The following is a 26,561-nucleotide window of genomic DNA, read 5'->3' on the forward strand; positions in this document are numbered from 1 at the left end:
AGACCGTCCACGACCGGCGCAAGCGCTCCCAGGTGCGGTCCGTGGCATTCACGCTGCAAGAGCCGGGGCGGGGCCGGAACGACCCCCATGCCGCTCAGAGCGTCTTGCCCGTCTCCGGGCAGCGGGCCTCGTACGGATCGAGACCGTCCACGACCGGCGCAAGCGCTCCCAGGTGCGGTCCGTGGCATTCACGCTGCAAGAGCCGGGGCGGGGCCGGAACGACCCCCATGCCGCTCGGAGCGTCCTGCCGGTCGCCGGGCAGCGGGCCTCCGTGCGGATCGAGACCGTCCACGACCGGCGCAAGCGGTCCCAGGTGCAGGCAGTTCGTGGCGTTCACGCTGTGAGAGCCGGGGCGGGGGCCGGGACGACCCCCGCCACGCCGCTCAGAGCGTCTTGCCCGTCTCCGGACGACCGGTCGCCGGTCCCACGATCAGACCGTCACCGAACGCGTCCACCCGGACCGTGTCGCCGTCCTTGACCTCGCCGGACAGGATCTCCTTGGCGAGCCGGTCACCGATGGCGGTCTGGACGAGGCGGCGCAGCGGCCGGGCACCGTAGGCCGGGTCCAGGCCCTCGACCGAGAGCCAGTCCAGTGCCTCGTCGGTGATCTCCAGGGTGAGCCTGCGCTCGGCGAGCCGCTTGGCGAGGCGGTCGATCTGGAGGCGTGCGATGCGGCGGAGCTCGTCCTTGGTCAGGGCCGAGAAGACGACCAGGTCGTCGAGCCGGTTGAGGAACTCCGGCTTGAAGGAGGCGCGGACCACCTCGAGGACCTGCTCCTTCTTCTCCTCCTGGGAGGTGATCGGGTCGACCAGGAACTGGCTGCCCAGGTTCGACGTCAGGACCAGGATCGCGTTGCGGAAGTCGACCGTACGGCCCTGACCGTCCGTCAGGCGCCCGTCGTCCAGCACCTGGAGCAGGATGTCGAAGACCTCCGGGTGGGCCTTCTCCACCTCGTCGAGGAGCACCACGCTGTACGGCCGCCTGCGCACCGCCTCGGTCAGCTGGCCGCCCTCCTCGTAGCCGACGTAGCCGGGGGGCGCGCCGACCAGGCGGGAGACCGTGTGCTTCTCGCCGTACTCCGACATGTCGATGCGGACCATCGCCCGCTCGTCGTCGAAGAGGAAGTCGGCGAGCGCCTTGGCGAGTTCGGTCTTGCCGACACCGGTGGGGCCGAGGAAGAGGAAGGAGCCGGTGGGCCGGTCCGGGTCGGAGATACCGGCCCGGGTGCGGCGCACGGCGTCGGACACGGCCTGCACGGCCTCGCTCTGGCCGATGAGCCGCTTGCCCAACTCCTCCTCCATGCGCAGGAGTTTCTGCGTCTCGCCCTCCAGGAGGCGGCCCGCCGGGATGCCGGTCCAGGCGGCGACGGTGTCGGCGATGTCGTCGGGGCCGACCTCCTCCTTGACCATGGTGTCCTTGGAGACCTCCTCCTCGGCCTCGGACGCGGCCTCCAGGTCCCGTTCCAGGGTGGGGATCTCGCCGTAGAGCAGCTTGCTGGCGGTGTCGAAGTCGCCGTCGCGCTGGGCGCGTTCGGCCTGGCCGCGCAACTCGTCCAGCTTCTCCTTCAGTTCACCGACCCGGTTGAGGGACTGCTTCTCCTTCTCCCAGCGGGCGGTCAGGCCCCGCAGCTCCTCCTCCTTGTCGGCGAGGTCGCGGCGCAGCCGCTCCAGGCGCTCACGGGAGGCCGGGTCGGTCTCCTTGACCAGCGCGAGCTCCTCCATCTTCAACCGGTCCACCCCGCGCTGGAGTTCGTCGATCTCGACGGGCGAGGAGTCGATCTCCATGCGGAGCCGGGAGGCCGCCTCGTCGACGAGGTCGATGGCCTTGTCGGGCAGGAAGCGGGAGGTGATGTACCGGTCGGAGAGGGTGGCCGCCGCGACCAGCGCGCTGTCGGCGATCTGGACCTTGTGGTGGGCCTCGTAGCGTCCCTTGAGTCCGCGCAGGATGGCGATGGTGTCCTCGACGGTGGGCTCGGCGACCAGCACCTGCTGGAAGCGGCGCTCCAGGGCGGGGTCCTTCTCGATCCGCTCCCGGTACTCGTCGAGGGTCGTCGCGCCCACCATGCGCAGCTCACCGCGGGCGAGCATGGGCTTGAGCATGTTGCCGGCGTCCATGGAGGAGTCGCCGCCGGCGCCCGCGCCCACGACGGTGTGCAGCTCGTCGATGAAGGTGATGATCTGCCCGTCGGAGTCCTTGATCTCGGCCAGGACCGTCTTCAGGCGCTCCTCGAACTCACCGCGGTACTTCGCCCCGGCGACCATCGCCCCGAGGTCGAGCGCGACGAGCCGCTTGTCCTTGAGCGACTCGGGCACGTCCCCCTTGACGATCCGCTGGGCGAGCCCCTCGACGACGGCGGTCTTGCCGACGCCGGGCTCGCCGATGAGGACGGGGTTGTTCTTCGTACGGCGGCTGAGCACCTGGACGACCCGGCGGATCTCCTGGTCGCGGCCGATGACGGGGTCGAGCTTGCCGTCCCGTGCGGCGGCGGTGAAGTCGGTACCGAACTTCTCCAGGGCCTTGTACTGGCCCTCGGGGTCGGCGGTGGTCACTCTGCGCCCTCCTCGGGCCTTCTGGAACGCTTCGAGCAGCTTCTTCGGGGTGGCGCCCTGCCGGGTCAGCACCTCGGCGGCCGGTCCGCCCTTGGCGGCGATGCCGATGAGCAGGTGCTCGGTGGACAGGTATTCGTCCCCGAGGTCCTGGGCGCGGGCCTGCGCGTCGGCGATGGCGGAGAGCAGGTCGCGGTTGGGCTGCGGGGGCGCGACGGTGGACCCGGCCACGCTGGGCAGCGAGCCGAGCACCTTCTCGGCCCCGGCCCGCACGGCGGCCTGGTCGGCGTCGACGGCGGCGAGCAGGTCGACGATGTTCGCATTGTCCTGCCGCTGGCCTTGCCCCTGGAGCAGAGCGAGGAGCAGGTGGGCGGGGGTGAGGTCCGGGTGTCCCTCGGTCACGGCCCGGTTGCTGGCCGCGTTGATGGCGTCCCGGCTCCGGTTGGTCAGCTCGGCATCCACTGGTCCGTACTCCTCCTCGGTGTCAGCTCCTGTACCGACTCCTGCACTGACTCATTCAGCGTACATAAAGTTGAGTCTATTCCACTCAAGGCAGTCCGTGGGAGGGATCAGGGGCTAGCGTCCCGGCATGACCTCCTACGCCCAGGATCCGGGTGCCCCGGACCCGTCGTTCCTCAGCTTCTGGCGCGAACGGCATCTGTGCACACTGACGACACCCCGCCCGGACGGGAGCCCGCACGTGGTGCCGGTCGGGGTGACGTACGACCCCGAGGCCCGTCTCGCCCGGGTGATCACGAGCCGGACCAGCGCGAAGGTACGGCACGTGCTGGCGGCCGGCGAGAGCGGGGCGACGGTGGCGGTGTGCCAGGTGGCAGGGCGGCGGTGGGCGACGCTGGAAGGGCTGGCACACGTCCGCACGGAGCCGGACCGGGTGGCGGACGCGGTGCGGCGGTACGCCGAGCGCTACGAACGGACGCCGGCGCCGAACCCGCTGCGCGTGGTCATCGAGATCTCGCTCACCGGAGCGATGGGGCATTTCTGAGCGGCGCTCCGAGCGGCCTCCGAGCGGCCTTCTGAGCCGCGGCCCGATCACCCGATACCGCGAAATGTCGCCCAAAACTGCAGCGGCGTCACCGTGTTCAGGTCACGGTGACGCCGCTGCGGGGGGAAGCACCTGAGCGATCTGTTACGACGGGGGAATCGCGTCAGGCACTGCGGGGGGTGGCTGAGATGGTCCGGGGGGTGGGGGTTTCCGGTTCCACCAGCCGATGGTCTCGTTGGTCCAGGTTCACAAAGATCATTCCGTACCGGATGGCACACCGAACGGGCTGCGGCGCCCCCCGAGGCCGCCGCAGACACCGGTACGCCCGTACGTCCTCGTCCTCGTCCCGCGTGACGACCACCGGTTCGCCGAAGACAGTCACCATCAACGAGTCACCGGGGTGGGGGATCGCGGTGACCAGATCGATGAAGTGCCAGCCGGAGCGGTAGGCGGTGGCCATTTCTCTGCGGAAGGAGCGGTCGTCGGGTGGGGTGGTCATCGGCCTCAGTCCCACTTACTGTCAGCCGGGAACACGATCAGATCGTCATCCGCGACAACAACAGACTGCGCACCACCCGTCTCGCGCGCATCGCTCTTCGTACCGGAGAGGCCACTCAGAGTCCCGAAGGCCACAACGGCGGAGAAGGCGGCGACAAGCACCGAGCGAAGCATTCTCTTACGCATAGTCGGCTTCGTCCTCACTTGAAGGTCCCCTCTTCCCCCGTCGAGTAAGACGATGGCTCATTCAGGCACGTCATGGCCACACGATCGGTGCATCATGTTCCTGCATGTTCAGGACCCTGGGGGGTGGAGATTTGGCAACAAATGGGATTAAGGCGACACATCCCCATGCGATGACCGAGTTGTGTGATGAGGGAACGCGCCTCTACGCAAACGCTCTGCGCACGGGACGAATCCTCCGAGCGGACATCGAGCCCGCTCCGTGTCTGATGGAATTCGCCCTTCTGCACCCCGACCCGGACGACGCGAGCTGGCTGCGCCCCGTCTCGCCCGCCGTCGCCCTGGCGCAGCGCCTGCACCCCATCGAGCACGAGATCAGCGAGAACCGGCGGCTGTCGATCGCGCTCACCGAGGTCTTCGAGCCGTTCATGGCTCTCAGCGCGCAGGAGACCACCTCCACCCACTCGATCACCGTGCTGGAGGGCCTCGACCGCATCAACGCGGCACTCGACCTGGCCACCGCCCAGTGTCAGACCGAGATGCTCACGGTCCAGCCGAGCGGTCGCCGCAGTTCCGAGACCAGGCTCATGGAGGCGCTGGAACGCGACAGACCGCTCATAGAGCGCGGTGTGCGGATCCGGACCCTCTACCAGCACACGGCCAGGTACAGCCCGGAGAGGCTCGCCTGGGTGGACCACTTCGCCGACGGGAAGGCGGAGTACCGCACCATCGACGAACTGGTGGAGCGCCTCATCATCTGCGACGAGACCGTCGCCTTCATCCCCACCCGTGACGACCGCCAGGTCGCCCTCGAACTCCGTCACCCCGGTCTCGTCCGGTACCTGATCAAGGTGTTCGAGTTCATGTGGAGCCGTGCCGTGCCCCTGAACGCCGGCGCCCCCTACGTAACGGCCCCCGACGGCATCACGGACATCCAGCACTCCATCGCCAAGCTGCTCGTGGAGGGCCATGTCGACGAGGCGATCGCCCGGCGGCTGGGGATGAACGTACGCACGTGCCGGGCCCACATCGCCAAGCTCGCCACGGCGCTCGGCAGCGGCAGCCGCGCCCAGCTCGGCTTCCTCATCGCCCAGTCGGGCATCCTGAAGCCCGACCACCCGATGCCGGGGGGAGACGTCCACCCGTGAGCGGGGCGCACACCCACGGGCCGGAAGAACTCTGCGAGGCGGGTCTGCACCTGTACACCCGTGCGCTGCGCGAAGGGCGGGTGAGCGCGAAGGAGGCGGACGAGGCGCCCTGTCTCGTCGACCTCGGTCTGGTGCAGCCGGACATCGAGGACCTGCGGTGGCTGCGGCCCATCGCCCCGGCCTTCGCCCTGCGCCGGCTGCTGCGTGGCGTGGCGGACCGCGTCGCGGACGAACGGCGCCGTGAGGAGCGGCTGGCGGCGGTGTTCGAGTCGCTGGCGGAGATCGACAGCCGCTACACCGCGGTCGCGGACACCATCAGCGTCCTCAGCGGTCTCGACCGTATCGGCCAGGCCATACACCGGGCCGTGGCGGACTCCTCGGGCGAGGTCCTCACCATCCAGCCGCACACCGGTCAGACCCACTCCCCGGCCGGGATCCACGCCGAGGCCTTCGTGCGCGACCAGGCCCTGCTCGACCGTGGCGGCCGTATCCGCACGCTCTACCAGCACACCCTCCGCCACGCGCCCAGCATCCTGTCCCGCTACGAGCGTCTGCGGGGGGATGTGGAGGCCCGCACCCTCGACGAGGTCACCCAGCGTCTGATCGTGATCGACCGCGTGGTCGCCTTCATCCCCGCCAACAAGGACCGCACCCTCGCCCTGGAGATCCGCCACCCGGCCATCGCCGACTTCCTCGCCACCACGTTCGACCGCCTGTGGCGCCTGGCCACGCCGATGTATCCCCGGGCCGTCCACCCGCCCTCCCCCGACGGCATCACGCCCCGCCAGCGCGCCATCGCCGCGCTCCTCATCGAGGGCCACACCGACGCCGTCATCGCCGACCGGCTCGGCATGAACATCCGCACCGCCCGCGTCCACATCGCCAAACTCGCGGCGACGCTCGGCAGCGAGAGCCGGGCCCAGCTCGGCTACCTCATCGGACGGTCCGGGATTCTTGACCGGGAAGCGTGATCGGGGACACCGCGGTGGGGCCGTCCAGGCCCACCTGCGCTATCCGCACGCCCAGTTGCGTACGACTGGCCGCCCCGAGCGTCTCCGACAGCCGGGCGATATGGGCCCGGCAGGTGCGCACGCTGATTCCCAGCCGTTCCGCGATCACCGCGTCCTGGTGGCCCTCGGCCAGCAGGGCGGCGATGGACTGCTCGCGATGGGAGATGCCCTCGATGCCGGTGTCGGGCAGGGGGGCGGTGAGGGGGATCGCCAGGCGCCACAGCCGCTCGAAGACCGTGACCAGGTACTCCACCAGCGCCGGGTGCCGCAGTTCCAGAGCGAGGGTGCGGTCGGCGTTCGCGGGGATGAAGGCCACCGTGCGGTCGAAGAGGATCAGCCGGTCGATGACCTCGTCCAGCGTCCGCGCCTGCACCGAGCCGCCCATCAACTCCAGGTAGTTCAGGAGCCCTTGGCCGTGCCGGGCGACATGGGTGTAGAGGTCCCGCATCCGTACGCCCCGGCCGCGCAGCGCCAGCGCCCGGTGCAGGCCCTCCGTCAGCTCGTGCTCGGGACGGATGCCGCCGGGCTGGACCGTGAGGACCTCCGTCGTGCACGCCTCGGTCGCCTCGTCCATCGCGGCCTGGATCCGGGAGAGACCGTCGAGGACCCGGATCGCGGTCCCCTCACCGGCGCCCGGCACCAGACTGGGTCCCAGGCCCGCGTACCGCTCCACCGCCGCGACCGCCGCGCCCACCCGCCGCTGGCTCGCGCTGACCTCGTCGTGGACCTCGCGCAGCAGCCGGGTCATGACCTCCTGCGGTGCCGTCGGCACCAGCCAGTCCATGTCGTCGGGGTCCGGGTGGAGCAGGGCCAGTTCCAGCAGGCAGGGCACCGGCCCGGCGTCGGCGCGGGGCACGCGGCCGCGCCGTACGGCCCGGGAGTACACCCGGTCCCCGGCCTCGCACAGCCGGTCAGCACCGTGTGGATGGTCGTCCGTCCCGAGCCCGGTCATTGCCCATCCCACCCCCGGTTCCAGCGTCTACCGCCCTCTGTCCTGTTCCCCATCGGAGCGTCGAAGCCCCCTCGGCGGAGCAACTATGCGCGGCCCGGACCGGCTCCGCAACACGGCTCCTCGGGTCAAGGGCGGGGAAAACGGCCGGTATACCCCGTTACCTACGGCCCTCCGCCCGCCCTTCTGCAACAAGCTGACGGTGACGCGGCCACCCTCACGGGTGCCTCGCCGTGGCCCTTCGCCCCCGGCCGGAACCGTCCGCTCCGCGCGTGAACTGCCGGAAACCACGCAGTGATCACCCCGTTACGTGCCGCACTTAACGTCAGGCCATGGCGGACATATTTGACGCATACGCGTTGGCCGACGCGTGGGACGAGATGTTCGAGCGGCCAGGCGAGGTCAGGACCGCCTACGAGCCGGTACTGGCCGCGCTCCAGCCGATCGAGCCGAGTGAACTGCGGTTCCGGGCCGACCAGATGGCCCGGGCGTTCACCGACCGGGGCGTGACCTACGCCTTCGCGGGCGAGGAGCGGCCCTGGCCGCTTGACCTCGTGCCCCGGATCCTCGACGCCCTGGAATGGGATCTCGTGCGCCGCGGGGTGAGCCAGCGGGTCCGGGCCCTGGAGGCCTACCTCGCGGACGCCTACGGGCCCGCCCGCGCCTTCGAGGACGGGGTCGTGCCCTGGCGGCTGCTGCTGAACTCCCCGCACTTCCACCGGGCCGCGCACGGGCTCGAACCCGTGGGCGGTGTGCGCATCCATGTCGCCGGCATCGACCTGGTCCGGGACGAACAGGGCGACTTCCGGGTCCTGGAGGACAACGTCCGGGTTCCCAGCGGCGTGTCGTACGTCATCGAGAACCGGCGCGCCATGACCCGGGTCTTCCCGTCCCTCTTCGCCGAGCAGCACGTGGTCCCCGTCGACGGTTACGCGCAGAAGCTGCTCGCCGCCCTGCGCGCCGCCGCGCCCGACGGCGTCCAGGACCCCCGGGTCGTGGTCCTCACCCCCGGCCCCAGCAACGCCGCCTACTTCGAACACGCCCTGCTCGCCCGGCTGATGGGCGTGCAGCTGGTCGAGGGGCACGACCTGGTGTGCCGGGGCAACCGGGTGTGGATGCGCACGACCCGCGGCGAGGTGCCCGTCCACGTCGTATACCGGCGCCTGGACGACGACTTCCTCGACCCGCTCCACTTCCGCCCCGACTCGGTGATCGGCTGCCCGGGCATCCTCGGCGCGGCCATGGCGGGTCATGTCACCCTCGCCAACGCGGTCGGCAACGGCATCGCGGACGACAAGCTGCTCTACACCTACGTGCCGGACCTGATCCGCTACTACCTCTCCGAAGAACCGATTCTCCCCAATGTGGAGTCCTTCCGGCCCGACGAACCCGGCCAGCTCCAGGCCGTCCTCGACCAGCTCGACCAGCTCGTCGTGAAACCCGTCGACGGGGCCGGCGGGCAGGGCATCGTCATCGGGCCGAAGGCCGACCGCGAAACGCTGGAGAAGACCCGCAGGGCCGTGGCCGAGAACCCCCGCGGCTTCATCGCCCAGCGCCCGGTCGCCCTGTCCACCTCCCCCACCCTCGCGGGCGAACGCATGGCACCCCGCCACATCGACCTGCGCCCCTTCGCCGTCAACGACGGCAACGACATCTGGGTCCTGCCCGGCGGCCTGACCCGGGTCGCCCTCCAGGAGGGCAACCTGATCGTCAACTCCAGCCAGGGCGGCGGCTCCAAGGACACCTGGGTGCTCGCCGAGGGCCCCGCGGAACCGCCCACGCCCGCGAACGGAACCGCCCGCCTGGACATCGCCCCACGTCAGCACGGTCCCGACGGCACTCCCACCGTCGTACAGGAAGGAGGACAGCAGTGAACGACGTGATCCTCTCCCGGATAGCCGAGGCACTGACCTGGACCGGCCGGTACGTAGAGCGGGCCGACAACACCGGCCGGATCCTCGACGCCTACCTGCACCGCCTCCTCGAGGACCCCTGGCGCGACGAGGACCTGGCCTGCCGGTCGCTGTACGCGATCCTCGGCGTCGACGCGGGCGGCCCCCGGGTCGACATGCAGCAGGTCCTCGACCAGCTCGCCTTCGACTCCCGCTCCACCTGCTCCATCGAGGGCGCGCTCGGCGCGGCCCGGCTCAACGCCAGGAGCGCCCGTGAGGCCGTCTCCTCGGAGATGTGGGAGTGCCTGAACTCCACCTGGCACGCCCTGGCCGACCAGCGCCTCGCGGCCCGCCGTACCGGCCCCTACGCCTATCTGGAACTCGTACGGCGGCGCGCGGCTCTCTTCTTCGGGCTCGCAGACTCCACCATGAGCCGTGACGACAGCTGGCGTTTCGTCGTCCTCGGCCGGAGTCTGGAGCGGGTGGACATGACCGTGCGGCTGCTGTCGGTCCGGGTCCTGGACGCCGCCCACGCGCCCGACTGGCCGACCCTGCTGAGCGCGTCGGGCGCCGACGAGGCGTACGCGCGCGTGTACGGCGGTTTCGGCGACACCCCGCGGGTGGCCGAATTCCTGCTCCTGGATCGGGACTTCCCGCGCTCCGCGCTGCACGCCCTGACGACGGCGGAGGAGTGCCTGACCGCGCTCGGCCGCCCCCGCCAGGACCCCGCGCGCCGCCCCATCGGCCGGATGCGCACCCGCCTCGAATACCTCGACCTGCACGCCCTGGAGGATCAACTCCCGCTGCTCCTCGGGGACTTGCAGAGCGCCTGCATGGCTGCCGCGGAGGCGGTGGCGGAGCGGTTCTTCCCGTACCAGGGGCCCGTCGAATGGGCCCAGGAAGGAGCGTGAGCATGACCAGCCGCCTCCGGATCAAGCACGTCACGCACGTGTCGTACGCCCAGCCCGTCGCCTCGTCCCACAACGAGGTCCGCATGACCCCGCTGACCCTGCCCTCCCAGACCACCCTGGACTCCCGGGTCACCGTCAGCCCGGCCACGCCCACCTGGTCGTACTGGGACTACTGGGGCACCCAGGTCACCGGCTTCGACCTGATGGACCCGCACGGCCATCTCACCATCACGGCCTCCAGCCTGGTCGAGACCCACCCGGCGGGCCCGCTCCCGGTACCGCCCGCCTGGGCCGAGCTCGCCCGACAGGCCGCGGACTCACGCCTGCTGGAGTTCCTCGATCCCACAGTCCGTACGACCGTCCCGGCCGCACTGGTCGACAAGGCACGGGAGCTCGCGGCCGGCCTCGACGTCCACGCGACGGCGGTCGCCGTGTCCGACCTCGTCGCCGACCGGGTCTCCTACCTGCCCGGCACCACGGGCGTGAACACCTCCGCCGCCGAGGCCTGGGAGCAGGGCGCCGGGGTCTGCCAGGACATCGCCCACGTCACCCTCGCGCTGCTGCGGGGCGTGGGCCTGCCGACGCGGTACGTCTCCGGCTATCTGCATCCCGAGCGGGACGCGGAGCTGCACCGGCCGGTCGCGGGGCAGAGCCACGCCTGGGTCGAGTACTGGGCGGGCGAGTGGTGCGGCTACGACCCCACCAACCGGGTCCGGGCCGACGAGTCCCACGTGGTGGTGGGCCGGGGCCGGGACTACGACGACGTGACCCCGCACAAGGGGATCTACCGGGGGGTGCCGGGGGCACCGCCGGAGGTGACGGTGGAGTTCACGCGGGTGGCGTGAACTCCGGGGAGGGGCGGGGAAGGGCCGGTTACTGCAGGCCCGCCGCCGCGCAGGCGCTCTTGTAGTCCGAGGTGCAGATGTCCTTGACGGTGTAGATGCCGTCCTTGACGACCGTGCTCTTGATGTTGTCCCTCGTCAGCGCGACGACCTGGACCAGCTGGGCCGGGATCTTCTTGTTCGTGGGGCTGTCGACGCTGTCCGAGGCGAGGGCGTCGAACTGGATGCCCTTGCCCTGGACCTTCGTCACGGCCATCTCGGCGGCGGCCTCGGCCTCGTCCGGGTACGGCTTGTAGACGCTCATGTACTGCTCGCCCGAGACGATCCGCTGGACCGCGGCCAGCTCCGCGTCCTGGCCCGTGATCGGCGGGAGCTTGCTCATGCCCGCGTTCTCCATCGCCTGGATGGCGGCGCCGGCCATGGCGTCGTTGGCGGAGTACACGGCCTTGATGTTGCCCTTGCCGATCGCGCTGATCGCCTCAGCCATGTCCTTCTGCGCGGTCTCGGGCTTCCAGCCGTCGACGTCGTACGTCTTGGAGATCGTCACCTTGCCGTTGAGCTCGGACATCGCGCCCGCCTTGAACTGCCCGGCGTTCGGGTCGGACGGCGAGCCGTTGATCATCACGATCTTGTCGGAGGTGTCGATGCCGGAGCCGATCGCCTCGATGAGGGAGCGGCCCTGCACCTCGCCGACGAGCTCGTTGTCGAAGGAGACGTACCCGTCGATCGGGCCCTCGGCGAGGCGGTCGTAGGCGATGACCGGAATGCCCGCGTCCTTGGCCTTCTGCACCATGCCCGCGATGGCGTGCGAGTCCACGGCGTCCAGCAGGATGACGTCGACCTTCTGGTCGATCATCTGCTGCATCTGCGCGGCCTGCTTCTTGGCGTTGGCCTCGCCGTTGGCGTAGACGGTCTTGCCCTGCTTGTTGGTGAGCTGGGCGACCTTGCGCTGGATGATCGGGTAGTCGAACTCCTCGTAGCGGGTGTTCGTCTTTTCCGGCATGAGCACACCCACGGTGATGTCGTTGCCCTTGGTCGGGCTCGCCTCGCTCCCGCTCGCGGCGCCGAGCGCGCCACAGGCGGCCAGCGAGAGGGTCATCGTGGACGCGGCCACGGCTATGGCGATACGACGCATGGGGCTGCTCACTTCTGGTGCTTTCCGGACGCGGGCGCGGCATTGCGGCCCATGTGACTGAAAAGCCAACGCGGGGCCGCCCATCGACGTCAAGCGGAATCACTTAACGAGTGCGCAACGCCACTCTCCGCCAATGGTGTGAAGACTTGGCGCGAACACTAGTACAACCAACTTCACACCTCGCGAGTCGTGATCACAGCAGCCGCACAACTGCTGTTCCCCGTACGACCAGAGGACCGAATGAAGTCAGCCAGACGGACGACCGCAGCCGCCGTCGTCCTCGCCACCGCCGGCACCCTCGTCTCCCTGACGGCGGCTCCCGCCTCGGCGGCCGTGTCGTGTGCCTCGCCCGTGTTCCAGCGGCAGTTCTACGCGAACACGAGCTTGTCCGGCGCCCCGAAGAAAACGGACTGCGACACCGTGATCGACCAGAGCTGGACCGGCGCCCCGGTCAGCGGCCTCCCGAAGGACAACTTCGGCGTCCGCTGGACCGTGACCCGCGACTTCGGCTCCGGCGGCCCGTTCGCCCTCAGCGCCACCGGCCTCGACGGGATGCGGGTGTACCTCGACGGCGTACGGAAGATCGACCTCTGGAAGAACGTCTCCACCACGGTCGCCGAGACTGCCAACGTCACCATCCCGTCCGGCAAACACACCCTCCGCGTCGACTACGCCAACTGGACCGGCGCCGCCAAGGTCAAGGTCACGTACGCGCCCCGGACCTCCGCCGACGTCGACAAGGTCAAACCGCTGGCCCCTACGGCCCCTTCGGTCTCGTACGACAAGGCCACCGGCACAGCCAAGCTCACCTGGGCGAAGAACAAGGAGATGGACCTCGCCGGCTACCGGATCTACCGGCGGCTCAAGGGGACCTCCTTCGGCACCAAGCCGCTCACGACGACCACCTCGACCTCGTACACGGACACCCCGCCGCCCACCGGCGCCACGTACTACTACGAGGTCCGCGCCTACGACAAGGCCGGCAACGAGTCGGGCGGTACCGCCGACCAGGCCGTGGTGACCGCCGACCGGACCGCACCCACGGCGGCCACCGGGGTGACCGCGCTGGGCACCACGGCGGGCAACTCCGTCACGTGGCAGGCGTCCTCGTCCAAGGACGTCGACCACTACGAGGTGTGGAGCGCGCCCGTGGGGCAGTCCGACCCCGACGGGCCCGAGCCGGTCCGGGGGACCTCCTGGACGGACGTGACGGCGGACGCCGGGACGGCGTACGCGTACAAGGTGCAGGCCGTCGACACGGCCGGGAACTTCGCGCCGGTCTCCGACCCGGCCACCGTCACCCGTCCCGTCGCCTCGGCGGTGCCCGCCCCGACCGGAGCCACTGGCACACCCGCCGACGCGTCCACCACGCTCGCGTGGACCGCGGCCGACGGCGCCACCGGCTACCGCGTCTACCGGCGCACCTACGTCAACGGCGCCTGGAGCCTGCTGGGCAGCGCTGCGGGGACGTCGTACGAGGACACCTCCGCCCCGCAGGGCAAGGCCTACTACTACGTGGCCGCCGCCGACGCCCAGGGCGCCGACTCGGTGCCCTCCACCGCGGTCACCGTCGACCGGCTCACCCCGGCCACCGCGACGGGCCCGGCCGCGCCGAAGCTGACCCTGGTCACGGAGGGAGTGCCGGCGCGCGCCCCCGTCCAGGTCACGGCGGCTCCCGGCACGGGTGACGAGGAACGCGTCCTGAAGGGGTACTCCTGGCAGATCTCGGGCGCCTGCGGCGACAGCGGCATCCGGTTCTCCACCACCGGCGCCCTCTCGTGGACGGCTCCCTGGAACGGCCCCTGCGTCGCCGAGGTGTACGCCGTGGACGCCTACGGCCGCCAGGGCACACAGAGCGCCTCGGTGGAGTTCTTCAGCGGGCGTTGACACACACCACAGCTGCTGACGGCACATGGAGAAGGGGCCCGGAGAGATCTCCGGGCCCCTTCTTCATGCTGTGCCTAGTCCCTGGCCTTCTTCGGCCGCCACACCACCAGCGCGCTGGTCTGCTGCACCTCCTGGTACGGCACCAGGTCACGGCGGTACGACGCGTGCACCGCCGCCTCACGCTGCTGCATGGCCGCCGCGGCCCCTTCGACGGCCGCCTGGAGCTCGGCCACCCGGGACTGCAGCGCCGCGACCTGGTTCTCCAGCTCAATGATGCGCTTGATGCCCGCCAGGTTGACGCCCTCGTCCTGCGACAACTGCTGCACCTGGCGCAGCAGTTCGATGTCCCGGGCCGAGTAGCGCCGGCCCCGGCCCGCGGTGCGGTCCGGAGACACCAGCCCCAGACGGTCGTACTGACGCAGCGTCTGCGGGTGCAGTCCGGACAGCTGGGCCGCCACCGAGATGACGTAGACCGGGGTCTCCTCGGTCAGTTCATACGGGTTGCGTCGACGACCGTCCATCTAGATCATGCTCCCTTCGCGGCCTGGAACAGCTCCGCCCGTGGATCCTCACCCACGGTCGCCTCGCGATACGCCTCCAGCGCGTCACGAGCCTTCCCCGACAGCTCGGCCGGGACACTCACCTCGACGGTGACCAGCAGATCGCCCCGGGTGCCGTCCTTGCGGACCGCGCCCTTGCCCCGCGCCCGCATGGTGCGGCCGTTGGGCGTGCCCGGGGGCAGTTTCAGGGTCACCGAGGGGCCGCCCAGCGTCGGCACCTTGACCTCGCCGCCGAGCGCCGCCTCCGAGAAGGTCACCGGGACCGTCACCGTGAGGTTGTCGCCCTTGCGGCCGAAGACGGGGTGCGTGTCGACGTGCACGGTGACGTACAAGTCGCCCGCGGGGCCGCCGCGTTCGCCCGGCGCCCCCTTTCCGCGCAGCCGGATCCGCTGGTTGTCGGACACTCCGGCCGGGATGCGGACCTGCATGGTGCGGGAGGACTTGGCCCGCCCGGAGCCCTTGCAGATCTCGCAGGGGTTCTCCGCGATCAGGCCGCGGCCCTTGCAGTCCGGGCAGGGGTCCGTGAGGGAGAACCCTCCGCCGGAGCCCCTCGCCACCTGGCCGGTGCCCACGCAGGTCGGGCACACGCGCGGGTTGCCGTTGGCGTCGCCGGTGCCCGAACAGGCCTTGCAGGGGGCCTGCGAGGACATCCTGAGCGGGACCGTCGCACCTTCGATCGCCTCGGTGAAGCTGAGGGTGACCTCGGTGTCGATGTCCTGGCCGCGCCGCGGCTGGACGCGCGTAGTTCCGGAGCTGCCCCGGTTGAACAGGCCTCCGAAGACGTCTCCGAGTCCGCCGCCGAAGCCGCCGGCTCCCTGGGCCCCGCCCTGGGCGCCGCCTCCGAAGAGGTCGCCCAGGTCGAAGTTGAAGGAGCCGCCCGCGCCGCCCGGCCCCGGACGGAAGCCGCCGTTGCCGAACAGGGCGCGGGCCTCGTCGTACTCCTTGCGCTTCTTGGGGTCACCGAGGACGTCGTTCGCCTCGGAGATCTCCTTGAAGCGCTCCTCGGCCTTGGTGTTGCCCTTGTTGGCGTCCGGGTGGAACTCGCGGGCGAGCTTGCGGTACGCCTTCTTGATCTCGGCCTCGGTGGCGTCCTTGGGGACGCCGAGGACCTTGTAGTAGTCCTTCTCGATGAAGTCCTTGGTGCTCATCCTCGACGTGCCCCCTTTCCGGTGTCCCGATCGTTCTCTTCGACCTCAGCCCTCCTCAGGGCCGTTGTCCTTGTCGTCGCCGGCCTCGGACCCGTCCTCGGCCTTGACCGTCTGCGCGCCCGGCTGCGGCTCGGCCACGGCCACCCGCGCGGGGCGGATGGTGCGCTCGCCGATGCGATACCCAGGCTGCAGAATCGCCACGCACGTCGTCTCGGTGACGTCGGGTGCGTAACTGTGCATCAGGGCCTCGTGGATCGTCGGGTCGAAGGGCTCGCCCTCCTTGCCGAACTGCTGCAGGCCCATCTTCGCCGCGACGGTCTCCAGCGATTCCCCGACGCCCTTGAAGCCGCCGAGGAGTTCACCGTGTTCGCGTGCGCGGCCGATGTCGTCGAGCACGGGCAGGAGTTCGGTCAGGAGGTTCGCGATGGCGATCTCCTTGACCGTGATCCGGTCCCGCTCCACGCGGCGGCGGTAGTTCTGGAACTCGGCCTGGAGCCGCTGGAGGTCCGCGGTGCGCTCGTCGAGCGCCTTGCGCGACTGGTCCAGCTGGGCCGTCAGGCCGGCGATCTGCGCTGTTGCGTCCCCGGCCGGGGCCGCCCCTTCTTCGGGGGCGGCCTTCGGCTCGGCGTCGTCGGGGGTGGCGCCGGAGGGGACGTCGGGCTTCTCGTCGAAGCCCGGGGTCTCCTCCGTCACGCGGCACCGTCCTTGCGCTCGTCGTCCACGATCTCGGCGTCCACGACGTCGTCGTCCGCCTTGGCCTCGGAGGCACCGGCGTCCTCGCCGCCGGCGGCCGCTCCGGCCTGGGCGTCGGCGTACATGGCCTGGCCGACCTTCTGGGAGACCGCGGCGACCTTCTCGGTCGCGGTGCGGATCTCCGCGGTGTCCTCGCCCTTGAGCGCGGCCTTCAGCTCCTCGACGGCGGACTCGACCTCGGTCTTGACCTCACCGGGGACCTTGTCCTCGTTGTCCTTGAGGAACTTCTCCGTCTGGTAGACGAGCTGCTCGCCCTGGTTGCGGGTCTCGGCGGCCTCGCGGCGGCGGTGGTCCTCCTCCGCGTACTGCTCGGCCTCCTGGCGCATCCGGTCGACCTCGTCCTTCGGCAGCGAGGAGCCGCCGGTGACGGTCATCTTCTGCTCCTTGCCCGTGCCCAGGTCCTTCGCGGTCACGTGCATGATGCCGTTGGCGTCGATGTCGAAGGCGACCTCGATCTGCGGGACACCGCGCGGGGCGGGCGGCAGACCGGTCAGCTCGAACATCCCGAGCTTCTTGTTGTACGCCGCGATCTCGCGCTCGCCCTGGTAGACCTGGATCTGCACGGACGGCTGGTTGTCCTCGGCCGTCGTGAAGATCTCGGACCGCTTGGTCGGGATCGTGGTGTTGCGCTCGATGAGCTTGGTCATGATGCCGCCCTTGGTCTCGATACCGAGGGACAGCGGGGTCACGTCGAGGAGCAGGACGTCCTTGACCTCACCCTTGAGCACACCGGCCTGCAGGGCGGCGCCGATGGCGACGACCTCGTCCGGGTTGACGCCCTTGTTGGCGTCCTTGCCGCCGGTGAGCTCCCTGACGAGCTCGGCGACGGCGGGCATGCGGGTGGAGCCACCGACGAGGACGACGTGGTCGATCTCGTTGATGGAGACGCCGGCGTCCTTCATGACGTTGAAGAACGGGGTCTTGCAGCGCTCCAGCAGATCCGCGGTCAGCTGCTGGAACTGAGCCCGGGTGAGCTTCTCGTCCAGGTGCAGCGGGCCCTCGGCGGAGGCGGTGATGTAGGGCAGGTTGATCGAGGTCTCCGTCGAGGAGGACAGCTCGATCTTCGCCTTCTCGGCGGCCTCACGCAGACGCTGCAGCGCCATCTTGTCCTTGGCGAGGTCCACGCCGTGACCGGACTTGAACTGCTGCACCAGGTAGTCGACGACGCGCTGGTCCCAGTCGTCACCACCGAGGTGGTTGTCACCGTTGGTGGCCTTCACCTCGACGACGCCGTCGCCGATCTCCAGCAGGGACACGTCGAAGGTGCCGCCACCGAGGTCGAAGACGAGGATCGTCTGGTCGTCCTTGTCGAGGCCGTACGCGAGCGCGGCCGCGGTGGGCTCGTTGACGATGCGCAGGACGTTCAGGCCCGCGATCTCGCCGGCCTCCTTGGTCGCCTGACGCTCGGAGTCGTTGAAGTACGCCGGGACGGTGATGACCGCGTCGGTCACCTTCTCGCCCAGGTAGGACTCGGCGTCCCGCTTCAGCTTCTGGAGGATGAAGGCGGAGATCTGCTGCGGGTTGAAGGGCTTCCCGTCCAGCTCCATCTTCCAGTCGGTGCCCATGTGACGCTTCACCGAACGGATGGTCCGGTCCACGTTGGTGACCGCCTGGCGCTTGGCCACCTCGCCGACCAGCACTTCGCCGTTCTTCGCGAAGGCGACGACGGACGGCGTGGTCCTGGCACCCTCGGCGTTGGTGATGACGGTGGGCTCGCCGCCTTCGAGAACGCTGACGACGGAGTTAGTCGTGCCCAGGTCGATGCCGACCGCACGTGCCATGGTTGATTCCTCCAGCTGACTTGAGTGGAACAGACTCAAGTGTGCACGACAGCCCCGGCTCGGTCAACAGACCTGAGTCGTAAAGACTCAACTCTTATCCGTTCCTTACACGCAACTGCCCTCTGACCTGCGTCGATACGGGACGAGGCGCACTGCTGGACTTCACACGAAGGAGTGCGAGTACGACGACCAGGGCGCCCCCGGCCACCCAGAGGGCGCTGGTCGCGGCGATCCACCCGAGGTGCACCAGGACCGCGACGAGTACCCCGCCGAAGGCCGCGACACCCAGCACGACGGACGCGCCCTGCGGAGTGAGCCCGAGCCGCCGCAGCCGGTGGGCGAGATGGTCGGGGGCGGCACGCAGCAGCGGCCGCCCGGACAGCAGCCGGGCCAGGACGACGAGCACGACGTCGGCGCTCACCACCGCCGTCAGCGCGAACAACACCCCCGCACCGGACCCGAGTTCCTGCCCTGCGCGGGTCGTCACGGCTGCGGACGCGAGCACGAACCCGGTGAACAGCGCCCCGCACGCGCCGAGTCCCGCGCGCGCGGGATGCCAGTTGTGCATCAGGAACCCGGTCAGCGCGGCGGCCAGCACGCTCAGCAGCACGGCGAGCCCGTCCATCACCTCGGCCGCCGCACAGACCCCCGCCCCGAAGGCGGTGACGACCCCGACGGTCCCGGCGAGCCCGTCGGCGTGGTCCAGCGCCTTGAACCCGAGGGCGACGAAGACGATCCAGCCGGCCGCGAGGAGGCCTGCGGCCACCCCCGTCTCCTCGTACGGCACGACACACACCGCCGCCACGGCCGTACCGCCCACGAGGAACCGTGCCTTGACCCGCCGTACGTCGGCGACGAGCCCGAGGAGGGCCACGCCGGCCCCCGCGACGAGCAGCCGTCCGACGTCGGGCCCGAGCGGGGTCACGCCCCGCCAGTCCCCGACGAACGCCACACCACAGGTGGCCGCCACCATCGCCACACCTCCGGACAGCGGCATCGGCCGTCGCCATCGCCGGTCGACGATCCCGAGGCGCAGGGCGGCCACCCGCAGCAGGGCGGTGAGCACGGCGGCGAGGAGCAGGGCGGAGGTGGCGGCAAGGATCCCGTAGAGCACGAGCCTAAATTAGCGCCGTATGTACCAATTCATCACGAATAACACGATCGGGTTTTAAGGTAACCCTCAGCGATTCAGATCACTGCGTGCCCGGCTACAGTGCGGCGGAGGATGGGGGTAGTCTCAGACGGACTGCATAAGTTACCGCTTAGTAATGACGAGAATCCGTCCTCACGGACCTCTCGTAGACCCCTCGCAGGCCCGAGGAGCCCCGAAATGCAACTCGCCGCGATCATCGTGTCGCTGGTCCTGACCGTGGTCGGCGTGGCACTGCTCGCACGCGCCATCGGCCAGTTCGTCCGGTACTTCAAGCTGGGCCAGCCGGTCCCCGCCGGAAGCAGGACCGACAACCCCTACGCACGCAGCGTGACGCTGGTGAAGGAGTTCCTCGGCCACACCCGGATGAACCGGTGGGGCATCGTGGGCTTCGCCCACTGGTTCGTGGCGGTCGGCTTCCTGACCCTGCCGCCGACCCTCGCGCAGGCGTTCGGCCAGCTCTTCAAGGCCGACTGGGTGCTGCCGGTCATCGGTGAGTTCCTGCCGTTCGAGATGTACATCGAGTTCATCGGTGTCATGACCGTGCTCGGCATCGCCGCGCTCATCGTGATCCGCCTGCTGAGCCTGCCCTCCCGCCCCGGCCGCAAGTCCCGCTTCGCGGGCTCCAAGGCGGGTCAGGCGTACTTCGTCGAGTACGTCATCCTCACCATCGGCCTCGCCATCTACGTGCTGCGCGGCCTGGAGGGCGCGCTGCACCACGTGGACGGCTACGAGGCCGGGTACTTCGCCTCGTACCCGCTGGTCCTGGCCTTCAAGGGCCTGAGCGTCTCCGCGCTGCAGAACCTCGTCTACCTCGTCGCGACGATCAAGATCGGCACGTCCTTCGTGTGGATGATCGTCGTCTCGCTCAACACCAACATGGGTGTGGCCTGGCACCGCTTCCTGGCCTTCCCGAACATCTGGTTCAAGCGCAACGCGACCGGTGGGACGGCCCTCGGCGGTCTCCAGCCGATGACGAGCGGCGGCAAGCCGATCGACTTCACCGACCCCGGTGACGACGACGTCTTCGGCGTCTCCCAGGTCGAGCAGTTCTCCTGGAAGGGCCTGCTGGACTTCTCCACCTGCACCGAGTGCGGCCGCTGCCAGTCGCAGTGCCCCGCGTGGAACACCGGCAAGCCGCTCTCCCCCAAGCTCCTGATCATGTCCCTGCGCGACCACGCGCACGCCAAGGCGCCGTATCTGCTGGCCGGCGGCGGCAAGACGATGGAGGGCGAGGAGAAGGCGTCCGAGGAGCAGCTGGCCGGTGTGCCCGCGTCCGCTCTCGCCGAGGCCGAGCGCCCGCTGATCGGCACGGCCGAGGAGAACGGCGTCATCGACCCGGACGTCCTGTGGTCCTGCACCACCTGCGGCGCCTGTGTCGAGCAGTGCCCGGTGGACATCGAGCACGTCGACCACATCGTCGACATGCGTCGCTACCAGGTGATGATCGAGAGCGCGTTCCCGTCCGAGGCGGGCACGATGCTCAAGAACCTGGAGAAGAAGGGCAACCCCTGGGGCCTGGCGAAGAAGCAGCGCCTGGAGTGGCTCAAGGAGGTCGAGTTCGAGGTCCCGGTCGTCGGCCAGGACATCGAGGACCTCACCGAGGTCGAGTACCTGTACTGGGTCGGCTGCGCGGGCGCCCTGGAGGACCGGGCCAAGAAGACCACGAAGGCCTTCGCCGAACTCCTCCACATCGCGGGCGTCAAGTTCGCGATCATGGGCGGCGACGAGAAGTGCACCGGTGACTCCGCCCGCCGCCTCGGCAACGAGCCCCTGTTCCAGGAGCTCGGCATGGAGAACGTCATGGCGCTGAACATGGCGTTCGGCGAGGAGCTGGACGACGACGGCAAGGTGGTCCCGGAGTCCGCCAAGCCGAAGTCCGCGAAGAAGATCGTCGCGACCTGCCCGCACTGCCTGAACACGATCGGCAACGAGTACCCGCAGCTCGGCGGCGACTACGAGGTCATCCACCACACCCAGCTGCTCCAGCACCTCGTCGACGAGGGCAAGCTGGTCCCGGTCACCCCGGTCGAGGGCATCATCACCTACCACGACCCCTGCTACCTGGGCCGCCACAACAAGATCTACACGCCCCCGCGCGAGATCATCGCGGGCGTCCCGGGCCTGCGCAACGAGGAGATGCACCGCCACAAGGAGCGCGGCTTCTGCTGTGGCGCCGGTGGCGCGCGGATGTGGATGGAGGAGCGGATCGGCAAGCGCATCAACAACGAGCGCGTCGACGAAGCCCTCTCCCTCAACCCCGACATCGTCTCGACGGCCTGCCCGTTCTGCCTGGTCATGCTCACCGACTCGGTCAACGGCAAGAAGAACGACGGCAAGGCGAAGGAGTCGATCCAGGTCGTCGACGTCGCCCAGCTGCTGCTGCAGTCCGTGAAGACCCCGGGCGACCCGCAGGACGCGGCGGAGGCGGAGAGCGAGCCGGAGCCGGAGCCGGTGAAGTAGCGCTCACGACGGTGCTGTTCGGCGCCCTCGGGTCCCACCGGGCCCGGGGGCGCCGCGTCTTTGCGGCCTCCACGCAGAAGCGGTCCCCGCTCAGAAAGGGTCTCCACTCAGAACCGGTCTCCGCTCAGAAGTGGGTGGCGATCCCGAAGACCCGCCGGAGCTGAGCCATGTCGTGCCGGTCACGCTCCGCGGGCTCGTACCCCTGGTGGAAGTAGACCTGCTGCTCGGCGGACAGACACGGAACGGCCGTCCCGCCGATGCTCCCGGTCACGAAGCCGGCGGCCGGGTACGCGAAGGGCCGCTCCGGCTCCCCCGACGCCTGCACGGCGGAACCGTCCCCGGCGAAGACCAGCGGGTGCAGATCGACCTCCCGTCCGCCGGGATCGGTGACCACGAACCGCACCGGCCGCAGGTCGAGGCTCTCCACGAAGCCCACGCCGGCCAGGACCGCCACCACGGCGGGCTCCTGCTCCCGCCGGTGCATCAGGTCCAGGTCGCGATGGTCCCGGGTCTGCTCACCGACCAGCGCGTCGATCCCCCACCCACCCCCGACCCAGACCTCCGCCCCGGCCCGCCGCAACAGGTCCAGGATGTGCAACACCGCGTCTGCGTCCACCACTCGACTCCAGGGTCGTACGGGGCTGTCGCCACCTGTCGAACACGTGCATCATTGCCGGGGTCGTTGTCAATGATGCTGACGGGGTGAACGGTGCGCGCGCGTAGAGGTGTTGTGGGTACGGCGGCCCTGTGTGGCACCCTCCTCCTGGCCGCCTGCGGTCCCACCCCGCACACCGGATCCGCGGACCGCACCCCGGCACGGATCGCCGACGCCCCGGCCCGAGTCCCCGTCCCGAAGGGCAAGGGCAGCAGGACCCCGGACGACTTCAACGGCGACGGATACCGCGACCTCGTCCTGGGCGACCTGGTCAAGGAGCAGGCCCACGCCGACGACCCCGGCATCGGCATCGTCTACGGCAGCGAGCGCGGACTCGTCCCGGGCGCCCGGCAGTTGATCGCCCCGGCCCGGCAGGGCGCGGCCACCGACGGCCAACTCCCCGCCCTGTTCGACGCGGAGGCCACCTGCGACCTGGACAAGGACGGCTTCACGGACCTCGTCGTCTCCACCGACCCGCCCTACGACGGCCAGGGCCAACCCCCGGTCCCGCTCCAGATCCTCTTCGGCTCCCCGGCCGGCCTGACCGGCAAGGCGGTTCTCCTCACCGTCCCGCCCGCCGCCCGCGTCGGCAACGACTGGCCCGACCAGCCGGTCTGCGGCGACTTCGACGGCGACGGCGCGAAGGACCTGGTCCTGCACGCGACCGGCGGCCATCTCACCTACCTGCGCGGCCCGTTCACCCGCGCGGGCGCCCCCAGTGGGGCCGGCGCCCCGATCCAGTCGCCCGGCGAGGTCCCCACGGGCCCGGCAGCCGACGTCGACCGCGACGGCTACGACGACCTGATCGTCCGTACGACCCAGGGCACCGGCCCCTCCGCCGTGGTCCTCGGCGGCCCGGCGGGCCCCACCCGCACCGGAGCCGTCCTGCCGTCCGGCATCGACGTGGCCCTCGGTTCCTTCGGCCGCGGCAAGGCCCTGGACGCGGCGATCGGCGCCATGGGAGGAACGTCACTGCGCTACGACCTCCCGAACGGGGCGAAGGGCTCCCTGTCCTCCCCCGGCTCGGTCCTGGACGCCGCCGACTTCGACGGCGACGGCCTGAGCGAAGTGGTCTCCAGCGGCTCACGCCTGCGCGTCTTCCAGGGCCGTACGGCGGGCCCGTCCGCCAAGGCGACGGTCGTCGTCGCACCCCCCGCCACCGGCGCCACCCGGGTCGTCGCGGTCGGCGACTTCGACGGCGACGAGCGGGCGGACCTCGCCGTGCGGACGTACCGGAGCGAGACGAAGGACACCGTCGCGGTGTTCTCCGGCGCGAAGAAGGGGCTGGTCACCGCCGAACCGTCCGTCACCTTCTCCACCTCGGAGTTCCTGACCGATTCATGACATCCGTACAACCCCGGCACACCGGCGAGGGTCTTCCGTGTCACCGAAACGATCGGCACCCGAGCAGGAGGACCCGCATGCCCCAGCCGCACCCGAGACGGATGCGACTCGCCCTCGCCACGGCCACCGCCGCCGCACTGACCGGCGGTCTGCTCACCTTCGCCGCCGCACCGGCGACAGCCGCGGACACCGACCGCCACCTGGCGGACTTCAACGGCGACGGATACGGCGACGCCGCCTTCGCCGCCCCGTACGCGAAGCTCGACGGCAAGGGATCCGCCGGTTACGTGGCCGTGGTCCACGGCGGCCCCACCGGCCTCGACCCCGTCCACCACACCACGGTCAGCCAGGACAGCGCGGGCGTGCCCGACACGGCGGAGACCGACGACACCTTCGGTTCCGCCCTAGCCGTGGCCGACTTCAACGACGACGGCTACACCGACCTCGCGGTGGGAGCATCCGGCGAGGACGACGGCGAGGGCTCGGTGACGGTCCTGTGGGGCTCGGCGAGCGGCCTCGCGAACGGCACCACGGTCACGGACCCGGCGCCCGCCGCACACGGCGAATGGGGCAGGACGCTGACCGCCGGAGACTTCGACGGCGACGGCCACGCCGACCTCGTCGTGGGCAGCGATTCCCCGCACGCGTACGTCATCAGCGGCGGCGTCTCCGGTCCCGCTCAGCGGATCGACGTGCCCGAGCAGGCGTACGCCCTCGACGCGATGGACGCGGGCGACACGAACGGCGACGGCAGGGCCGACCTGGTCCTCACCTATCGCACGGACCGGACGACGGACGCATCGGGCAGCTGGTCGAAGGGCGTCGCGTACCTGGGCTCGCCCTCCGGCCTGGACACGTCGGTGCCGCGCCCGCTGAACGGCGGCACCTCCATCGCCCTGGGCGACATCGACGGCGACGGCTACGACGAGATCGCCCTCGGCAACGTCTTCAGTGAGGAGGACGACCACAGCGGCAGCCTGGGCGGCCGGGTCGTCGTGATCCGCGGCTCGGAGGGCGGCCCGGTCAACGGCGACGCCCCCATGGCCGAACTCACCCAGTCCTCCACGGGAGTTCCGGGCGCGGACGAAGCCGGAGACGGCTTCGGAGGCGCGGTGTCCATCGCCGACGTCGACGGCGACGGACACGGCGAGCTGGCGATCGGCGTCGTCTTCGAGGACCTCGGCACGACCGAGGACGCCGGCGCGACCATCGTCATGAACGGTGCGGCGTCGGGCGTCTCCCGCGAAGGTGCCCGCACGTTCACCCAGAACACCTCCGGCATACCCGGCGCGGCAGAGGCGACGGACTACTTCGGCTCGGACGTGCTCCTGTCGGACGTCACCGGCGACGGCCACGCCGACCTCACGGTCGCGGCGGGGTTCGAAGACGAGGGCATCGGCGCGGTGACGGCCCTGACGGGTGTGACCACGACGGGGGCGCGGACGTTCGGGCCGGGGAGCGTGGGCCGGCCGCGGGTGTACGGCGGCTTCGGCACGGGGCTCATCGGCTGAGGTGCCGTGGAGAGGGGAGCCGTACGGTCTCGCACACTGCGTACGCCCAGTACGGCACCACCCTGAGACGGCCCCCGACTCCTCTCTGACCGCCCCTTAGGGGATGTCACAGCTCGGCAGCAAAGCCGTCCCCGAAATGCCCGGCCGCGCCCGTCACTCTCCAGGACCAGGTACGTTCGAAGACGTGGCTGGATTCAGGATCGGACGCGGCCGGGACAACGGCGCTCCTCACGCGCGACCGCAACAACCTCCGTACGGGCAGCAGGCGCCCCAGGGACAGCCGTACGGCTATCCCCCCGCGCCCCAGCCCCACCCGGGCCAGTGGCCCCAGGGCGGCGGTGGGGGCTACGACGAGCCGGAGTACTTCGGCGACGGCGCGGGTCCCGGTGGTGCCCCGCACCCGCAGGGCGGCCATGACCCGTACGCGGCGAACAACCCGGGCCACACCCAGGCGTTCTCGGTCGGTGACGACCCCTACAACCAGGGCGGCACCTACCGCGCGGGCTCGGCCCCGGCCGGCCCGGTGGGCCCCCGCCTGCACTGGAAGGAACTCCTGAAGGGCATCCTGCTCTCGCCCAAGCAGACCTTCCTCCAGATGCGGGACTACACGATGTGGGGCCCGGCCCTCGTCGTGACCTTCCTCTACGGCCTGCTCGCGGTGTTCGGTTTCGAGGGCGCCCGCAAGGACGTGATCAACGCCACCCTGTCGAACGCGATCCCCATCGTCCTGACCACGGCCGTCGCCATGGTCCTGTCGGCGTTCGTCCTGGGCGTCGTCACCCACGCCCTGGCCCGCCAGCTCGGCGGCGACGGAGCGTGGCAGCCCACGGTCGGCCTGTCCATGCTGATCATGTCCCTGACCGACGCGCCCCGCCTGATCGTGGCCATGTTCTTCGGCGGCGACGCGTCCTTCGTCCAGCTCCTGGGCTGGGCGACCTGGGTGGCGGCGGGTGCCCTGCTCACCCTGATGGTGTCCAGGTCCCACGACCTCCCCTGGCCGAAGGCGCTCGGCGCGTCGGCGATCCAGCTGATCGCACTGCTGTCGATCGTGAAGCTGGGGACGTTCTAGGTTCTTCGGCGGTTCTTCCGCTGTGACGACGAAAGGCTCCCGGTTGCGAACGCCGGGAGCCTTTCGTCGGACCGGGATTCGAGGGGGCGATCCGCACATGCGCATACGACGAGAGGTCCGCTG

General features: G+C 70.2%; 23 protein-coding genes. 11 read left to right on the top strand and 12 right to left on the bottom strand.

All coding sequences use genetic code 11. The features are described 5' to 3' along the window. Positions 1 to 94: 94 nt before the first annotated feature. Positions 95 to 337: a hypothetical protein gene (locus tag ACIRP7_RS10355; protein WP_403656049.1), complete on the bottom strand. Its 243-nt coding sequence runs from the start codon at positions 335 to 337 to the stop codon at positions 95 to 97. A 46-nt stretch (positions 338 to 383) separates the two neighbouring features. After that, positions 384 to 3,008 (bottom strand): ATP-dependent chaperone ClpB, encoded by a 2,625-nt coding sequence (gene clpB, locus ACIRP7_RS10360; RefSeq protein ID WP_403656052.1) that lies wholly within the window; start codon positions 3,006 to 3,008, stop codon positions 384 to 386. Positions 3,009 to 3,135: 127 nt separating this feature from the next. On the opposite strand from clpB, the gene ACIRP7_RS10365 reads away from it, so the two are divergent. Then, a complete protein-coding gene (locus ACIRP7_RS10365) occupies positions 3,136 to 3,549 on the top strand; it encodes a pyridoxamine 5'-phosphate oxidase family protein (RefSeq protein ID WP_403656055.1) in 414 nt (137 codons plus the stop codon). Positions 3,550 to 3,712: 163 nt separating this feature from the next. On the opposite strand, the gene ACIRP7_RS10370 is transcribed toward ACIRP7_RS10365, so the two are convergent. Together ACIRP7_RS10370 and ACIRP7_RS10375 are read right to left on the bottom strand one after the other, a co-directional pair. Further along, positions 3,713 to 4,048, bottom strand: coding sequence for a hypothetical protein (locus tag ACIRP7_RS10370; protein ID WP_028809089.1), 336 nt, complete (start codon positions 4,046 to 4,048; stop codon positions 3,713 to 3,715). 5 nt (positions 4,049 to 4,053) lie between these two features. Next, positions 4,054 to 4,209, bottom strand: coding sequence for a hypothetical protein (locus ACIRP7_RS10375; RefSeq protein WP_352388087.1), 156 nt, complete (start codon positions 4,207 to 4,209; stop codon positions 4,054 to 4,056). Between the two features lie 128 nt (positions 4,210 to 4,337). On the opposite strand from ACIRP7_RS10375, the gene ACIRP7_RS10380 reads away from it, so the two are divergent. Together ACIRP7_RS10380 and ACIRP7_RS10385 are read left to right on the top strand one after the other, a co-directional pair. Next, positions 4,338 to 5,378 carry a helix-turn-helix transcriptional regulator gene (locus ACIRP7_RS10380; RefSeq protein WP_403656058.1) on the top strand — a complete coding sequence of 347 codons (1,041 nt, stop codon included), beginning with the start codon at positions 4,338 to 4,340 and terminating at the stop codon, positions 5,376 to 5,378. Beyond that, on the top strand, positions 5,375 to 6,349 hold the full coding sequence (locus tag ACIRP7_RS10385; RefSeq protein WP_403656061.1) for a LuxR C-terminal-related transcriptional regulator: 975 nt from the start codon (positions 5,375 to 5,377) through the stop codon (positions 6,347 to 6,349). Before ACIRP7_RS10380 ends, ACIRP7_RS10385 begins: the two co-directional genes overlap by 4 nt. On the opposite strand, the gene ACIRP7_RS10390 is transcribed toward ACIRP7_RS10385, so the two are convergent. Beyond that, a complete protein-coding gene (locus ACIRP7_RS10390; protein ID WP_403656064.1) occupies positions 6,312 to 7,340 on the bottom strand; it encodes a LuxR C-terminal-related transcriptional regulator in 1,029 nt (342 codons plus the stop codon). The two genes, ACIRP7_RS10385 and ACIRP7_RS10390, sit on opposite strands and share 38 nt — an antisense overlap. A gap of 329 nt (positions 7,341 to 7,669) precedes the next feature. On the opposite strand from ACIRP7_RS10390, the gene ACIRP7_RS10395 reads away from it, so the two are divergent. The 3 genes from ACIRP7_RS10395 to ACIRP7_RS10405 are packed head-to-tail and all read left to right on the top strand — an operon-like array spanning position 7,670 to position 10,985. Then, positions 7,670 to 9,211 (top strand): circularly permuted type 2 ATP-grasp protein, encoded by a 1,542-nt coding sequence (locus ACIRP7_RS10395; RefSeq protein ID WP_403656067.1) that lies wholly within the window; start codon positions 7,670 to 7,672, stop codon positions 9,209 to 9,211. Next, positions 9,208 to 10,140: an alpha-E domain-containing protein gene (locus ACIRP7_RS10400; RefSeq protein ID WP_403656070.1), complete on the top strand. Its 933-nt coding sequence runs from the start codon at positions 9,208 to 9,210 to the stop codon at positions 10,138 to 10,140. The genes ACIRP7_RS10395 and ACIRP7_RS10400 overlap by 4 nt, the downstream gene beginning before the upstream one ends. Before the next feature lie 2 nt (positions 10,141 to 10,142). Then, positions 10,143 to 10,985, top strand: a complete 843-nt coding sequence (locus tag ACIRP7_RS10405) for a transglutaminase N-terminal domain-containing protein (RefSeq protein ID WP_403656073.1) — start codon at positions 10,143 to 10,145, stop codon at positions 10,983 to 10,985. A 28-nt stretch (positions 10,986 to 11,013) separates the two neighbouring features. On the opposite strand, the gene ACIRP7_RS10410 is transcribed toward ACIRP7_RS10405, so the two are convergent. After that, the gene (locus ACIRP7_RS10410) at positions 11,014 to 12,117 is read right to left on the bottom strand and encodes a sugar ABC transporter substrate-binding protein (RefSeq protein ID WP_403656076.1); all 1,104 of its coding nucleotides are present in this window, start codon (positions 12,115 to 12,117) and stop codon (positions 11,014 to 11,016) included. Between the two features lie 240 nt (positions 12,118 to 12,357). Between ACIRP7_RS10410 and ACIRP7_RS10415 the strand changes: the two genes are divergently transcribed. Further along, a complete protein-coding gene (locus ACIRP7_RS10415) occupies positions 12,358 to 14,004 on the top strand; it encodes a fibronectin type III domain-containing protein (protein ID WP_403656078.1) in 1,647 nt (548 codons plus the stop codon). A gap of 74 nt (positions 14,005 to 14,078) precedes the next feature. On the opposite strand, the gene ACIRP7_RS10420 is transcribed toward ACIRP7_RS10415, so the two are convergent. The 5 genes from ACIRP7_RS10420 to ACIRP7_RS10440 form a co-directional block, all read right to left on the bottom strand. Next, the gene (locus ACIRP7_RS10420; protein WP_352387581.1) at positions 14,079 to 14,525 is read right to left on the bottom strand and encodes a heat shock protein transcriptional repressor HspR; all 447 of its coding nucleotides are present in this window, start codon (positions 14,523 to 14,525) and stop codon (positions 14,079 to 14,081) included. Positions 14,526 to 14,530: 5 nt separating this feature from the next. After that, positions 14,531 to 15,712 carry a molecular chaperone DnaJ gene (dnaJ, locus tag ACIRP7_RS10425; protein ID WP_403656082.1) on the bottom strand — a complete coding sequence of 394 codons (1,182 nt, stop codon included), beginning with the start codon at positions 15,710 to 15,712 and terminating at the stop codon, positions 14,531 to 14,533. 45 nt (positions 15,713 to 15,757) lie between these two features. Beyond that, the gene (grpE, locus tag ACIRP7_RS10430; RefSeq protein ID WP_403656085.1) at positions 15,758 to 16,405 is read right to left on the bottom strand and encodes a nucleotide exchange factor GrpE; all 648 of its coding nucleotides are present in this window, start codon (positions 16,403 to 16,405) and stop codon (positions 15,758 to 15,760) included. Then, a complete protein-coding gene (gene dnaK / locus ACIRP7_RS10435) occupies positions 16,402 to 18,246 on the bottom strand; it encodes a molecular chaperone DnaK (RefSeq protein WP_403656088.1) in 1,845 nt (614 codons plus the stop codon). Before dnaK ends, grpE begins: the two co-directional genes overlap by 4 nt. A gap of 94 nt (positions 18,247 to 18,340) precedes the next feature. Continuing rightward, positions 18,341 to 19,360 (bottom strand): MraY family glycosyltransferase, encoded by a 1,020-nt coding sequence (locus ACIRP7_RS10440; protein ID WP_403656091.1) that lies wholly within the window; start codon positions 19,358 to 19,360, stop codon positions 18,341 to 18,343. A 216-nt stretch (positions 19,361 to 19,576) separates the two neighbouring features. Here ACIRP7_RS10440 and ACIRP7_RS10445 point away from each other — a divergent pair, with 216 nt between their 5' ends. Continuing rightward, complete coding sequence (locus tag ACIRP7_RS10445) at positions 19,577 to 21,859, top strand: (Fe-S)-binding protein (protein WP_403656095.1); 2,283 nt, start codon at positions 19,577 to 19,579, stop codon at positions 21,857 to 21,859. Positions 21,860 to 21,983: 124 nt separating this feature from the next. On the opposite strand, the gene ACIRP7_RS10450 is transcribed toward ACIRP7_RS10445, so the two are convergent. Continuing rightward, a complete protein-coding gene (locus ACIRP7_RS10450) occupies positions 21,984 to 22,475 on the bottom strand; it encodes a nucleotidyltransferase domain-containing protein (RefSeq protein ID WP_403656098.1) in 492 nt (163 codons plus the stop codon). 114 nt (positions 22,476 to 22,589) lie between these two features. Between ACIRP7_RS10450 and ACIRP7_RS10455 the strand changes: the two genes are divergently transcribed. The 3 genes from ACIRP7_RS10455 to ACIRP7_RS10465 all read left to right on the top strand — a co-directional run bounded on the left by ACIRP7_RS10455 (position 22,590) and on the right by ACIRP7_RS10465 (position 26,438). Then, complete coding sequence (locus ACIRP7_RS10455) at positions 22,590 to 23,858, top strand: FG-GAP repeat domain-containing protein (RefSeq protein WP_403656101.1); 1,269 nt, start codon at positions 22,590 to 22,592, stop codon at positions 23,856 to 23,858. A gap of 77 nt (positions 23,859 to 23,935) precedes the next feature. Then, on the top strand, positions 23,936 to 25,369 hold the full coding sequence (locus ACIRP7_RS10460; RefSeq protein WP_403656104.1) for an FG-GAP repeat domain-containing protein: 1,434 nt from the start codon (positions 23,936 to 23,938) through the stop codon (positions 25,367 to 25,369). 103 nt (positions 25,370 to 25,472) lie between these two features. Then, complete coding sequence (locus ACIRP7_RS10465; RefSeq protein ID WP_403656107.1) at positions 25,473 to 26,438, top strand: YIP1 family protein; 966 nt, start codon at positions 25,473 to 25,475, stop codon at positions 26,436 to 26,438. Positions 26,439 to 26,561 lie beyond the last annotated feature (123 nt).

The sequence above is a fragment of the Streptomyces sp. NPDC102270 genome (assembly GCF_044766405.1).
GTDB lineage: Bacteria > Actinomycetota > Actinomycetes > Streptomycetales > Streptomycetaceae > Streptomyces.

Bases quoted from the DNA above. Each gene is read 5' to 3' on its own strand.
- ACIRP7_RS10365 (WP_403656055.1), top strand. From the start codon at position 3,136: ATGACCTCCTACGCCCAGGATCCGGGTGCCCCGGACCCGTCGTTCCTC.
- ACIRP7_RS10370 (WP_028809089.1), bottom strand. From the start codon at position 4,048: ATGACCACCCCACCCGACGACCGCTCCTTCCGCAGAGAAATGGCCACC.
- ACIRP7_RS10380 (WP_403656058.1), top strand. From the start codon at position 4,338: ATGTTCAGGACCCTGGGGGGTGGAGATTTGGCAACAAATGGGATTAAG.
- ACIRP7_RS10390 (WP_403656064.1), bottom strand. From the start codon at position 7,340: ATGACCGGGCTCGGGACGGACGACCATCCACACGGTGCTGACCGGCTG.
- ACIRP7_RS10395 (WP_403656067.1), top strand. From the start codon at position 7,670: ATGGCGGACATATTTGACGCATACGCGTTGGCCGACGCGTGGGACGAG.
- ACIRP7_RS10405 (WP_403656073.1), top strand. From the start codon at position 10,143: ATGACCAGCCGCCTCCGGATCAAGCACGTCACGCACGTGTCGTACGCC.
- ACIRP7_RS10410 (WP_403656076.1), bottom strand. From the start codon at position 12,117: ATGCGTCGTATCGCCATAGCCGTGGCCGCGTCCACGATGACCCTCTCG.
- ACIRP7_RS10415 (WP_403656078.1), top strand. From the start codon at position 12,358: ATGAAGTCAGCCAGACGGACGACCGCAGCCGCCGTCGTCCTCGCCACC.
- ACIRP7_RS10420 (WP_352387581.1), bottom strand. From the start codon at position 14,525: ATGGACGGTCGTCGACGCAACCCGTATGAACTGACCGAGGAGACCCCG.
- dnaJ (WP_403656082.1), bottom strand. From the start codon at position 15,712: ATGAGCACCAAGGACTTCATCGAGAAGGACTACTACAAGGTCCTCGGC.
- dnaK (WP_403656088.1), bottom strand. From the start codon at position 18,246: ATGGCACGTGCGGTCGGCATCGACCTGGGCACGACTAACTCCGTCGTC.
- ACIRP7_RS10445 (WP_403656095.1), top strand. From the start codon at position 19,577: ATGCAACTCGCCGCGATCATCGTGTCGCTGGTCCTGACCGTGGTCGGC.
- ACIRP7_RS10460 (WP_403656104.1), top strand. From the start codon at position 23,936: ATGCCCCAGCCGCACCCGAGACGGATGCGACTCGCCCTCGCCACGGCC.
- ACIRP7_RS10465 (WP_403656107.1), top strand. From the start codon at position 25,473: ATGTCACAGCTCGGCAGCAAAGCCGTCCCCGAAATGCCCGGCCGCGCC.